Source organism: bacterium (assembly GCA_030649025.1).
Classification (GTDB): domain Bacteria; phylum Patescibacteriota; class Minisyncoccia; order JAUYLV01; family JAUYLV01; genus JAUSGO01.
On sequence record JAUSGO010000031.1, the window covers coordinates 63304 to 76025 of the forward strand.

Genomic DNA, 12722 nt, shown 5'->3' on the forward strand with positions numbered 1-12722 from the left:
TTAAAATTTCAAGAGTGGGGTCGGAATGAACGAAACAAGAATTTTTGGTTCTTTCTGGGACCTAGGCACCTACGCAATAGGCAATGCCGTTGGCTCCGCCGGAATCCGTACAATCGTAACCATTGTTCGCCGCGTACCCGCCGGTTGCACTGTCATTGTCGTTGCCCAAAGATGCATTTGTGCTTTCTTCGATCGTTGCGGTCAGAATATAGTGAAGACATGTGTCCGCTGCTGCATCGCAATTTAGCGGAGATGCCGCACTATCGCCTGGAATATAGCCATAGATATACGTTGCGCCTCCTGTTGGATCGCTCGGCAGTCCGCCTATATACGTGGGAACGAGAGCTCCGATGCCTGTCGATGCGGTTCCTATGAAAGCAGTATTTGCCTGTGCCTTTGTGTACAAAGCTCCTGATGCTTGCGCAAAGTATGGATACTCTTGACTGGCATCAAAATATAATTCCAGCGCAAGCTGTATCTGGCGAAGGTCGCCCACACGACGCGAGTCGCGGGCTTTGCGGCGCGCCGAGGACAGCGACACCAGCACGATAGATGCGAGTAATCCGATAATAGCGATAACCACGAGGAGCTCAATAAGAGTGAACCCATGCATGGCTTTTCTGAATTTTTGTATCATAGCGGCTTATTAACAAGTTAACGAATTTTTGGTTAACCGGTTAAAAAGAAATTAAAGCTAAATGTTAATATAATATAACAAAACTGACATTGCTCCGGAAGGCGTTAAGAGTAAATATTCGACCTTTTACCCTAAAGTCAGCCGAAACAGCATGTTTACATTATCTCACGTTTTTTTCTTAAGGAAAAGCGCGATTATCCACACCCCTACACCTTTTAAGCCCGGACGATGCTGCTTCGTATACGGCGTTTGAGCTGGCCCCAGGCTTTCCCATTGCGCTTCATCTGCTTCTCTCTTCGGGCAGCATCGTCCTGATCACCATATGCTTCGTAATATGCCAAAGTGAATGGTCTGCGAGGTTTTGTTGATTGCACAAGCCCGCGCTGATGTTCTGCAAATCTTTTCCGCAAATCACCGGTGAAGCCTAGATAGAGTTTATGATCGTGTTTACTTTTCAGAATATAGAAATAGTGCATGATTTGCAGAACATAGGCTTGAAAGGTGTGGGGGCACAGCCTATCTAGCCGGCCGTTGAGACGCTGTTATAGATGGGGAGCAAAATGGACAAAACGAGCACCAAAACCCCGCCGCCCAGAACCAAGATGACCAGCGGCTCGATGAGGGTAGTGAGATTCTCCGTCATGCTGTCAACTTCACGCGCGTAGAACCGCGAAAGGCTCGCCAGAATACTATCGAGCTTCCCCGACCGCTCTCCCACGGAGATCATCTGCGAAACCATAAGCGGCATGTGCGGCGACTTCTGGAACACCGAACTTATCGTATTGCCCGCTTTCACTTCCTCCATGCTCTTTTTTATCAGCGCGACGTATACCTCGTTACCGACCACGCGGGAGGTGACGTCGAGCGCCTTGATAATGGGAAGCCCGCCTTTGATGAGCGTGGAGAGATTTTCTGAAATTCTCGAGATATAAAGTTTGGTGAACATGTCCCCCAAAACCGGAAATTTAAGAAGAAGCCTGTCCGTGATGGCTTTACCTTGCGGCGTTTGCACCACCCAGCGTCCTGCAAAAAATAGCGCTCCCGCGATAAGCGGAAGCGTGAACCACCAATGCTGAAAGAAGGAACTTGCGGCAATGAGTATTTTTGTGGGAAGGGGCAGCTCCGTTCCGAGCTCCGTCAGTACGGAGGTGAGCTTTGGGATAACGAAGATCATGAGGAAAATGGTTATCAGGATGAAAACAATGATAATCACCGCAGGATACATGAGCGCCCCGCGGACCTTCTGCATGAGCGCATATTCCTTCTCTTCGTGATTGGCGAGATAATCAAGGGATTCCTGCAGTCTTCCCGACACTTCTCCGGATTCCACCATGCTCACATAATACTTGGAGAAGATCTTCGGATACTTGGCAAGCGTCTGGGAGAAAGCAGTTCCGGCATCCACTTCTTCGGCCATCGCGCCCAGCACGCTTCGGAAGTATTCATTATCCGTCTGCACCCCGAGCGTCCGCAGACTTTCCACCAAGGGAACGGTTGCTTCAAAAAGCGTGGCAAGCTGCCGCGAAAAGATAACGATATCCTTGTTTTTGACACTCTGAAAAAGCTTCGAGAGCGAACTCAAGAATTTGGAGTGCTGTACCTGCTCCAGGGAGACAACTACCAGATTATTGCGATGAAGCAGGTCTAGCGCGGCATCCTGCGTTGCGGCTTCAACCATGCCGTTTTGCGTCTCTCCGTTTTTTGTTCTGGCGGTATAACTGAACTGCATTAAAGAAATTCAAAATGCAAAACTCAAAATGCAAAATTTAGGAATATCGTGAAAGTTTTTCTTCAAAAAACTTTCACTCCAAAATTTTGATTTTTGATTTTTGATTTTGCTTAAATCATCATTTCAACGATGATTTGAGCATCATATGAAGCTCTTGCGGATTTTGGGAATACGCTTCGGCGTCTTCGAAGGCAATGGCGCCCGTGTGCACCAGCGTTGACAAAGACTTGTTAAGCGAGATCATGCCTTCGTCGGCGCTCGTCTCAATGACCAGATCAAGCTGATGGGTCTTTCCCTCGCGGATGAGCGTGCGTATCGCCGAATTTGCCACCATAAGCTCGACCGCGGGTATCACTCCCCCTCCGATACGGGGAATGAGGCGCTGGGAAATAATGCCCAGCAAAGAACTGGAAAGCTGTGACTTTATCTGTCCTTGGGCTTGCGGCGGAAACGAGTCGATGATGCGGTCAATGGTTTGCGCCGCGGAATTCGTATGGAGGGTGGAAAAAATGAGATGCCCTGTTTCGGCAGCCGTGACCGCGGCCGCGATGGTTTCGGGGTCCCGCATTTCTCCTATCATCACCACGTCGGCGTCCTGGCGGAACACACTGCGCAACGCCCGGTGAAATGACAGCGAATCGTGATAAACTTCGCGCTGGTCAATAATCGCCCTATCGGGAGAAAAAATGTACTCTATGGGATCCTCGATGGTAATGATGTGGTCTGCCCGCGTATGGTTTATTTCATCTATAATAGCCGCCAGCGTCGTGGATTTGCCATGTCCGGTGGGACCGGCCACCAGCACGAATCCCTGAGAAGGTTTTACGAATTCACGCACGATGGGAGGAAGCGACAGCTCCTCCATGGTCCGAATCTTCGTGGGAATAAGCCGCATGGCTACCGACAAAAACCCGCGCTGAAAAAAAACATTCACGCGGAAGCGCGCCTTTTCTTTGTAGTCGAACGACATGTCCATTTCCTTGTCGCGCGCAAGCTGTTCCGACTGCTCTTTGGAGAGCATGATGCCTACAATACCGCGCGTGTACTCGGCGGTTGAAAAATCTTTCTTGCTGATGGCATACAACACCCCGTCGATACGAAGCGAGGGGTGGCGGCCCACCGTCAAATGCAGATCCGATGCATTCTGTTTTATCACGGTGCTTAGAAGATCGTCGAGTTCAAGTTCGTAGTTCATCCCGTTAGAGGCAGGTCGCGGTCTTCTGGGACCGAACTGCCTGATAAATAGTAAGAATTCATTAAAAAGTTTACTTCATTTAAATCCTCGCTAGCGACCGCGGCCTCTAACGGGATTCGTACCATTGTTCATTTCAGCTTATCCCAGAATCGATTTAACTTTGTCCACCACTTCCTGCGGCGTAAAATGCGCTTTAACCACATAGGATACGGCGCCGAGCGCCTTCCCTTTTTCAATATCTTCTTTCTGTCCAAGATTGGTCAACATCATCACCGGCACTGCCGAGATTGTAGGATCCTTTTTGAGCGCGGCCAAAACCTCAAATCCGTCCATTTCCGGAATAAGTACGTCGAGCAAAACCACGTCGGGCATCCATTCTTTTGCTTTGGCAAGACCATCTTTGCCGGTCATGGCAACCTCGCAGGCATACCCCTGCTTTTCAAATTTGGTCACGTACATCTCGGAGATGAACGGATCATCTTCAACCAATAATATCTTTTTTTTATCCATATGGGTGCGTTACGCTTAGAAGTAAACTGGGTTCCGCATTTAAAAATTTTATCACTCTTCCACTTCCGTTTCTACGGTCTGCAACACCTCCTCAAGCGTGGTAAATCCCTGCAGGACTTTTTGGAGACCATCTTGCTTCATGGTAACCATATTCTGACGCCTGGCTTCTTCCTGAAGTTTTTCTTCGGTAACGCCGGAAAGCACGATGCGCTCAAGCTGGGGGGTCATCGTGAGCATTTCATAAATAGCAATTCTCCCCTTCAACCCTTTATTGCCGCATTTCTTGCAACCCTTAGCTTCCCATAGCTTAAGCGGGGGAACAAGGGATATGATGGATTTATTCTCTTCGGGCAGGCTCTGCAATTCTTTCAAGATAAGATCTTCTTTTTCTTTTGGAGCGGGAACCTGGATTCTGCAGTCCTGGCATAATTTTCGCACAAGCCGCTGTGCTACGGCAAGAAGTATGGAAGAAGGAAGCAGAAACGGCTGAACACCCATGTCAATGAGACGCGGAAAAACGCCCAGAGCATCGTTCGTGTGGAGCGTAGACAGCACGAGGTGTCCCGTAAGCGCGGCGTGCACCGCAAGTTCCGCCGTTTCGTTGTCTCGAATTTCGCCGACCATGATGATGTCGGGGTCCTGGCGCAAAATTGAACGGAGACCCGAGGCAAAAGTATAGTCCACTTCCGGCTGGATCTGCGACTGGTTGATGCCTTCGATAAAATACTCCACCGGATCCTCCAGCGAGATGATGTTCACGCCTTCTTCGTTGAGCGTGCTGAAAACCGAGTATAGCGTTGTCGTCTTGCCCGATCCGGTGGGACCCGTGATGAGCATCATGCCGAAAGGCTTGTCGATGGCCAGTTCCAGAAGCCGCAGATTCCTTCCCTGAAGACCCAATCCCTCAAAAGTCTTGATCCCCACGATAGGATCCAAAATACGCAGTACTGCCTTCTCGCCAGTTACCGTAGGCAGAATGGAGACGCGGAAATCGATCTTCCGGTTTTCCAGCCTGGTGTGGAAACGGCCGTCCTGGGGCTTTCGCGTTTCGTCTATTTTGAGATTCGAGAGGATTTTGATGCGCGCGGTTACCGCCGCATGCACCTGCTTGGGAAGAATGATGGACGTATGCAACACGCCGTCCACCCGGAACCGCACGCGCACTTCTTTCTCTATGGGCTCTATGTGAATATCGGACGCCCTCCCTTCAATGGCATGCTTCAAAATTACGGCCACCATTTTGGTGATAGGAGCCTCTTCACCAAGCTCTTCTTCTCCTTTTTTCTTGGAAGCCGCCAATGCCGCCCCTCCGGCATCTTTCTCCTTTCCGGATGCGATTTCATGCTGTAACTCCTCGAGCGCTTTTTCAACTTCGCCCTTAAGCGTTCTGTATTGTTTCAGGATGTCCAGAAAATCCTGCGGGCTCACCAAAAATATCTTGGCGACAAGCCCGAGCCGCAGAGCTATGAATTGCAGAGCCTCCTGCGCCACGACATCTTCCGGCGACAGCATGCCTACTTCAAGGATACGCGCGGCCTTATCGACTTTGATGGGAAAGAACCGGTAGTGTTTCGCCGCCTCTTCGGGAATCTCGCGCAATGTTTCATAATTTGCCTGAAAACCGGCAAGATCCCGATACGGAAATCCTGAAAATTTTGATTTTGCTTCCAGGAGTTTTTTTTCGTCAATAAGCCGCCGCGCATAGATGATCTCCATCGCGTCTTTATCTTCATCTTTTTCCGCTTTTATAATTTCTTTGCAGACATCCTCATCGAGCAGTTTCTCTGCAACCAGGTATTCAAGAAAAGTTTTTTGAGAATCGGAAACCACATGAATAGCTTTTAGCTTATGGCTTATGGCTTTTAGGGAATATCATTGTGCCCTATAAGCTATAAGCTGTAAGCTATGCGCTGTTTATTGCTCATAGCAATCCAAAATCAAAGATAGTCCGAAACTTCACAATGGCAATTCAAAAGACAAAGAGGGCTCCGGAGTAAAAGTCGGCGGAGAAGATGTAACTGAAAGAACGGGGGTCGCCAGTGATTGCTTCAAAAAAGGATTTGGGTTCCCTTTTTCCGGAACGGTTACGGGATTATCTTTTGAATATGTTCTCAATTCCTTAAACAGCTCGCTCTTCACCACCTCGGTATCGAGTTTTATGCGCCCAATGTCGAGAGCGGGAACGGTTCTCGAACCTCCGCGAGAAGTTTGGGATTGGGGAACAGCCTGGGTTTGAGAAGAAACTTCTTGGCTAGATAACAGGGCGGGAGAGTAAAAAAATACGCGATACACGATAATGCCGGCCACTATGAAGAATGTACCGGCAATAATAAGCAGGCGTTTTTGTTTCGGATCTTTTAATTGAGACTGGAAGTTTGTTTGAAAGGCCACACGAATAGCTTTTAGCTTTTAGCTTTTAGCTTTTAGGGGGACGGCGCGGTCAGTTCCTATAAGCTACGGGCTATGAGCTATGAGCCGCTTATGTTTGTAGACCGTAGTACATGCGCACACTTAGATTAAAAGTGAAGAGTTGTGATCCTTCCCCTGACGGAACCGAGAATTGCAGCGCCCACACGTCTATGATGCGAAGTTCTTTTTCAAGAGCTTTCAGGAACCCGTCCAACGCTTCATAACTTCCCGTCACGGAGATGCTTGCTTGCATCGTCTGATACGGGAGGGATCCTTGGGTCTTCGATCTCGTTGTTGCGTCCAATGCGGTCTCGCTGACATTAAAAGAGATGTCGTCAAGCGTCATGCCGTTTTGCGAGGCTATTTCCGGAATTTCGACAAGAAGATTCGGAATATCGGGCATTGGGGGGAAGATCTGCGCGACTTTTGATGCAACATCTTCCACTTCGCGATACTGGGCTTCAAGATTTTTAATCTTGGATACGAGAAGCTGTTTTTCCTGCAACGCCTCTTCGGCCTGGGTGCGCGCGACCTTCGCTTCTCCGAGACCTCGGTATTCGGGCAATACCAACCACACTACCACTGCAATGGTACCGAGGGACAGGAGAGCAATGAAGAGTTTTTTGAGCATGTACGACGCATCGATACGAATATACGAATTACTGATGATGCGGATGAAATCCCGTTCGTATAATCCGCATCATTGGTATATTGGCATCGATGCTCTATTGCGCTAATACCGCCTTCTTATCAAACGTGAGCGTTGCGCTGAATGTATTGCCACCATCTTCCTTTCCAATTTCGAATGACGACATGCCGCCGCTTTTAATTTTCGGATCGTGGCGATATATCACCATCTGCCGCGCAAGATCGAGAAGCGTCGGAGCGCTTCCTTGCAATTCTATGCGGACAATTTCATCCCCCGTTGCGCCAGATGCGCTTTCGGCTCCAAAAGAAACGTTCATGCTGTCATAAAATACCGTAGGAAGCGTCACTTCTCCCACCAAAGGAATAATTCTGGAGAGATATACGTGTGAGCGGAGAATCGTGGAGAGCGCATTGATGCGCTTTTCAAAAATAAAGATCTCTGATTCAAGTTTTTTGTTGCGCGTACGCTCCAGATCGTCCGTATGGCCATGGATCAATTCGGTATCCGAAGAGATCTTCACGCGAAAAGAGAACAGCGCCGCATACACGACAAACGAGAGGCCGAACAGCGTAAGAAGTATAATAACGCCCGGACCGTACGCCGTCTGCCGTTCGGCAACGATAAAACCGCTGGAGGATGTTTCTTTTTTCGATTCGGATTGGAAGAGAAGAGGCATGCCAATGTCGTCTAACCCAGCCGTCTAAGCTCTAAAAAATAGCTTCGGGCTGAATGATAGTACATTATTTTTCTTGATGATTTATTTTTCTTTTTATGTATAGACGGCTGGGTTAGCTACGACGTTGAGCACCCCGCCCTCTAAGCCATTTTAATATATTCTCGGAAATCTTTCTCGCCTTCTTGCCAAAGCGGCTCTTGTCTACACATCCCTATCGCATAGAGGGCGGGGTAAGGTTTTGTTCCTGCGTTTCGTTCGCAACAAAGCGCTTCGAAACGCAGACAAAGCCCTTATATTTCCTTCATTGCAAGCCCTGCGGCATTGGCAAGCTCGGGACCGATAAGCCCGGAGACGGGAACAAGATCTTTAGGAAGCGAAATGTGGGAAAAAGGGCTAACCGTTTGCACGGACAGGCGAAGGCGGGATGCGAAATACTCATCAAGTCCCCTAAGTAGTGCGGTGTTTCCCGAAAGGATCAGGCGGGTTATCTGCCTGGAACTTGTTTTCCAATATGCAGACATCACCCGCTCGACTTCACGCGCAAGAGCTTCAAGCAACGGCAAGTATGCGGTGACTATTTCTTTTTCTCCGCCGCTTGCATAAAGCCCGAAGGTCTGCTTGTAACTTTCCGCCCGCTCCATATCCGTTCCCAAAGCCCGGGAGCATGCCCGGGTAAAATCGCTCGATGCGATGCCGACATGATGGGCGATGCGCAAAGATCCTTCGTCAAAAACCGCAATACTCGAAGAAAATGCGCCCATATCGAGCAGGAGAACTGCCGTCTTTTCATCCAGAGCTCCGGCGCGCGCAAGAGCAAAAGATTCTATTTCAAGACCCATCAACGTAAGTTCCGACAATTGGGCGATGCGCACATATTTCTGCACCATGTCCCGCGGAGCTGCCATAAGTAAAACCTTGGTGCCTTGGTGCTTCGGGCTAAAAGACGGTGTTTCTTTTTGAGACTGTGTTGACGCGTTCTTTTCTTCCATTGTCATCGCGCCACCGACATTCTGCGTCCTTGGAGATTGGTCCGTAAGAGAATTGGGTAGAGCGGGTTCTGCCCGGGTAAGATCGGATTTTTTTGTTGTCTCTACGATCTTCCAATCAAGGACCACCTCGGAGATGGGAATGGGTATATACTCGCGCGCCTGGAGCGGAACTGCATTTGCCATCGCCTTCTCGTCAAGAATCGGCATTTCCATAATGGTCACGAACGTTGAAAAAATTGGCAGAGACATGACCGCGGTATCGGTTGTGAACCCGGATTCTTTTATGAGAAATTTTATGTACTGCGCTATTCGGGCTTCTTCCAGATCAAATAGAAGACCTCGGACACTTTCATCTCCCGGCGAGCGTTTTGGAGCCAGCACCGCGTAATTTAAAAGATTGAAATGGCTATTGGATTCCCGCCGGAGCTCCACGATCTTAATTGATGACGTGCCAATATCAATGCCGAGCACCGATGTAACGCGTTTCTTGAATATGAAATCAAGTGGATTGAACATGCTAATGTCGTCTAAAATTATAAGCGGAGCTCATGGCGTAGCGCAATAATTTTATCTACGACATTGAGCACCCCCTCACTCATCCTTGCGAGAGTTTTTCGATATACAAAACCAGTGAGCCGCAGGCGGCTTCGCCTTTTCAGCTACATATAGCGAAAATGTCTTGCCGGGATGAGTGAGGGGGTAAAGAGCGTGTTGCTGAAATCCTTTCACGCAGAGGCGCTCGGGATTTCAGACACGCTTATACTATACCACGAAAGACGGATATGAGACGACGGGCTATCCACATAGCCTATTGGCGTAGCAATACAATAAGAGTCTCAATAAGTCAAAATCCCGCAGAACATTGCGGGATTTCGGCTCATTGAACGAATTTCCAATAATTTACTCCACTATATTTGGAAGAATGGATGTCCGTGTGCCCGTAGGCTCATCGGGAAAGGGAGTCGGGGTTTGAGCCGAACTGTCTTCTGCGGATTCATGAGAGGAGTCTGCCGACAGAATGTCGGAAGAAGACGGCGAGTCCTCCTGAAAAGTCTGGGAGGAGCCGGAAGAAACGCTTGAAGCGCTTTCCGGAATCAAAATCTCTTCCGCGGTCGATTGCGCCTCCATGGAAACGGCCTTTGCGTCCTCAAAAATCGGCAAGGACGAGCTTGCAGTGTCAAATGTTGAAAGAAGAACCGTATAGGCACGGGCGGTTTCATCAAGTTTTTCGGCCTTCTCCCGAGCAAGATCCTCGTTACCGCTCGCCTGCATCTGTTTGACCGCAAAAGAAGAATCACCCAAAGCCTTGGTGTAGCGTTGAAGCGTCTGAGCAATGAGCGCCGTCTGCCTCTCACTATGAGCTTCGATCGTGGCTTCCCGGGATAGCAACGTTAATTCTTGGATGCGTTCTTGCGCAACCGCTAAACCGTAATCGGCTTTTTGTTCCTCCGTAAACACCAGCGCTTCTTTTACCCTCTCCTTCGCCAATTTGATCGGATATAAGGCGCTCGAGGGTGAGATTTCGGACATACCGGCTCCCAGTACCATGCCAATGCCTCCTACGAACAGTGCCAATAACAATCCCGCCATGACGATTTGAGGCTTGGCGAGGCTTCGAAAGAGGGCTAAAACAGAGTATGCGGAATTTTTGGATACGACGGGGTTTTTACGCATGCGCGAGAAAAGCTCTTCCTTCACCGTAAAAAGCCAAGCCTCCCGAGGATTGTCTTGGTGGATTTTCTTGATATAGCGAATGAGGTCTTGCTCTTCCATGAAATTTAATTACCCGTTCCGATGTATGCGCACTTATTAAATGCCTTTCTGGGCGAGAATTACTCGTATTTTCTTAAGAGCTCTGTGTAGCGTCACGTATATCGCATTCGACGACTTCCCGGAAACCGCCATAATTTCTTCAATGGACAGCTCATCAACATAGCGCCACACCAGAATGTCCCGATAGTCGTCTTCCAGAAGGGTGAGCGTCTCTTCGACAAGATGGATCACTTCGCGTTCTTCCGCGTGTTCATGAAGATTTTTTGGCGATTGGAAAGCTCTGTGCTGTTCGGGAAGCGTATCAAGCTGAATGGTTTCAAACTTCCGCTTTCGATAGTGATCGGTGATAAGATTATGTGCGATGCGGAACAAAAACGCCCGTATGTTCACTATAGGTTCATTGACTTTGACCGAAAAATCCCAAGCCTTCAAAAACACCTGTCCCGTAATATCCTCTGCGGTCTCTTTCGACCCGATCCGACTTAAGGCGTGGCGATATAATTGGGGGGCAAAATTATCGTAAACCTTCGAAAACTCCTCTGGCGTTAAGAGTATTTCGGCATTAGAAGGCCATATTTCTCCTTTTAGTGCAAGTTCACGGCTCATACATAAGGACGTAAAGTGCCTTAAAATCTTACCCCCACACCTTTTAAGCCCGGACGATGCTGCTTCGTATACGGCGTTTGAGCTGGCCCCATGCTTTCCCATTGCGCTTCATCTGCTTCTCTCTTCGGGCAGCATCGTCCTGATCACCATATGCTTCGTAATATGCCAAGGTGAATGGTCTGCGAGGTTTTGTGGACGGCACAAGTCCGCGCTGATGTTCTGCAAATCTTTTCCGCAAATCACCAGTGAAACCTAGGTAAAGCTTTTTATCACGTTTACTTTTCAGGATATAGAAATAGTGCATGATTTGCAGAACATAGGCTTGAAAGGTGTGGGGGCTTACCCCCGATCTATTAACGATTCTCAAAATATTCTTGGGGATCAAAAGATGACCACGAAGCGCCCAAGGGCGGTTTTCCTCCAAGTGGCGGCAGTCCCGGCGCACCAACAAGGCCGGGTTTCTCCTGGGTTTTACCTTCAAGCGAAGAAGGCGGAGCTCCCTCCTTTTCTCGAGGAAGGGGCGGATGCGGGTTGCCGGGAGATATGCGCTCAGTAAATCCAAGCACTTTCCCGTACATATCCCGCAAAATGCCTCCGTGAAACCATCCGATATGCCTCCCGGTTTTATCATACACGCTTTCCCCGCGAACCCACCCAATAACATTACCTCGCGCATCAAATACGCGATTGTCATGAACCTGAACGGCAACCCTCCCCTGCTTATTCCAAATGATGGCCCTGTCATCCATTTTTTCTAGCATACTCCAAAAAAGATTATGTTGTCGAGATGCCGCGTATATGAGATTATGAAATTGCCATAAAAATATGCTCAGGTGGGTGATATGCTTCTGTGAAGCATATCACGGGCGGCTACTATGTTTCTGAAAGATGATCGGCCGCCCCGGAGAAACTGGCCCGCCTAAACCTGCCCCCGTGGCGAAATTGGCAGACGCGCATGGTTTAGGACCATGTTCCCGCAAGGGATTAGAGGTTCAAGTCCTCTCGGGGGCACAAAACAAAAGTCTTTGTTTGGTGCGGGCAGTTACAATGTTTCTGAAAAATGAGTAAACTGCCCAGGAACACATTTAGGCGGGTGAAACAGACGCACCAGCTTTAGGAGCTGGCGGGAGCAATCTCGTGGGAGTTCGACTCTCCCCCCGAGCACCAAGAAGCGACTCCTTTGGTTCTATAGATTTGGTACTCGCTTCGCAGTCCCGAGGCATATCTGCCGCGCGCGAGAGGCAAGTTCCATTCAAAAATCCCGCCAAAACGGGATTTTTGATTTGTATAGCAGAATGCTATAGAGAAATTTTACGAAACCACCGATCCGGCGCCGAAGAAGGAGCCAACGATGTTCACCACGGCATAGGCAAGAAGGACAAGCGCAATGCCGATAAGTCCGCCGTAAATCTTGCTTTTTGCAGCCGACGTTCCCGTTTCATCACCGCCCGCAGTCATATACTGAATGCCTCCGATGATGATGAAGACTGCGCCGATAATGATGCCGAATACCACCAGCCACCTCGCGGCGACCTGGATAATGTCGTAG

The 12722-nt window shown here is 49.0% G+C and carries 15 protein-coding genes and 1 tRNA gene; 1 reads left to right on the plus strand and 15 read right to left on the minus strand.

Annotated features, from left to right (window positions below; translation table 11 throughout):
• Positions 1-61: 61 nt before the first annotated feature.
• The 14 genes from Q7S09_04725 to Q7S09_04790 all read right to left on the minus strand — a co-directional run bounded on the left by Q7S09_04725 (position 62) and on the right by Q7S09_04790 (position 11934).
• A complete protein-coding gene (locus Q7S09_04725; GenBank protein ID MDO8558459.1) occupies positions 62-637 on the minus strand; it encodes a type II secretion system protein in 576 nt (191 codons plus the stop codon).
• Positions 638-852: 215 nt separating this feature from the next.
• Positions 853-1113, minus strand: coding sequence for a GIY-YIG nuclease family protein (locus Q7S09_04730; GenBank protein MDO8558460.1), 261 nt, complete (start codon positions 1111-1113; stop codon positions 853-855).
• A 44-nt stretch (positions 1114-1157) separates the two neighbouring features.
• Positions 1158-2366, minus strand: coding sequence for a type II secretion system F family protein (locus tag Q7S09_04735; protein ID MDO8558461.1), 1209 nt, complete (start codon positions 2364-2366; stop codon positions 1158-1160).
• 118 nt (positions 2367-2484) lie between these two features.
• On the minus strand, positions 2485-3561 hold the full coding sequence (locus Q7S09_04740) for a PilT/PilU family type 4a pilus ATPase (protein MDO8558462.1): 1077 nt from the start codon (positions 3559-3561) through the stop codon (positions 2485-2487).
• 138 nt (positions 3562-3699) lie between these two features.
• Complete coding sequence (locus Q7S09_04745; protein MDO8558463.1) at positions 3700-4071, minus strand: response regulator; 372 nt, start codon at positions 4069-4071, stop codon at positions 3700-3702.
• A 51-nt stretch (positions 4072-4122) separates the two neighbouring features.
• Positions 4123-5901, minus strand: coding sequence for a GspE/PulE family protein (locus Q7S09_04750; protein MDO8558464.1), 1779 nt, complete (start codon positions 5899-5901; stop codon positions 4123-4125).
• A 126-nt stretch (positions 5902-6027) separates the two neighbouring features.
• Positions 6028-6462 (minus strand): hypothetical protein, encoded by a 435-nt coding sequence (locus tag Q7S09_04755; GenBank protein MDO8558465.1) that lies wholly within the window; start codon positions 6460-6462, stop codon positions 6028-6030.
• 88 nt (positions 6463-6550) lie between these two features.
• Complete coding sequence (gene pilO / locus Q7S09_04760) at positions 6551-7111, minus strand: type 4a pilus biogenesis protein PilO (protein ID MDO8558466.1); 561 nt, start codon at positions 7109-7111, stop codon at positions 6551-6553.
• A gap of 94 nt (positions 7112-7205) precedes the next feature.
• Complete coding sequence (locus Q7S09_04765; GenBank protein ID MDO8558467.1) at positions 7206-7805, minus strand: hypothetical protein; 600 nt, start codon at positions 7803-7805, stop codon at positions 7206-7208.
• A 290-nt stretch (positions 7806-8095) separates the two neighbouring features.
• Complete coding sequence (gene pilM, locus Q7S09_04770; protein MDO8558468.1) at positions 8096-9310, minus strand: pilus assembly protein PilM; 1215 nt, start codon at positions 9308-9310, stop codon at positions 8096-8098.
• A 384-nt stretch (positions 9311-9694) separates the two neighbouring features.
• On the minus strand, positions 9695-10567 hold the full coding sequence (locus Q7S09_04775) for a DUF5667 domain-containing protein (protein MDO8558469.1): 873 nt from the start codon (positions 10565-10567) through the stop codon (positions 9695-9697).
• Positions 10568-10603: 36 nt separating this feature from the next.
• The gene (locus tag Q7S09_04780; protein MDO8558470.1) at positions 10604-11173 is read right to left on the minus strand and encodes a sigma-70 family RNA polymerase sigma factor; all 570 of its coding nucleotides are present in this window, start codon (positions 11171-11173) and stop codon (positions 10604-10606) included.
• A 43-nt stretch (positions 11174-11216) separates the two neighbouring features.
• Positions 11217-11477: a GIY-YIG nuclease family protein gene (locus tag Q7S09_04785; GenBank protein ID MDO8558471.1), complete on the minus strand. Its 261-nt coding sequence runs from the start codon at positions 11475-11477 to the stop codon at positions 11217-11219.
• Between the two features lie 49 nt (positions 11478-11526).
• Positions 11527-11934 carry a hypothetical protein gene (locus Q7S09_04790; protein MDO8558472.1) on the minus strand — a complete coding sequence of 136 codons (408 nt, stop codon included), beginning with the start codon at positions 11932-11934 and terminating at the stop codon, positions 11527-11529.
• Positions 11935-12100: 166 nt separating this feature from the next.
• On the opposite strand from Q7S09_04790, the gene Q7S09_04795 reads away from it, so the two are divergent.
• A tRNA-Leu gene (locus Q7S09_04795) sits at positions 12101-12184 on the plus strand.
• Between the two features lie 300 nt (positions 12185-12484).
• Here the strand turns inward: Q7S09_04795 and Q7S09_04800 are convergent.
• On the minus strand, positions 12485-12722 hold a 238-nt coding region (locus Q7S09_04800; GenBank protein MDO8558473.1), incomplete at its 5' end, for a hypothetical protein.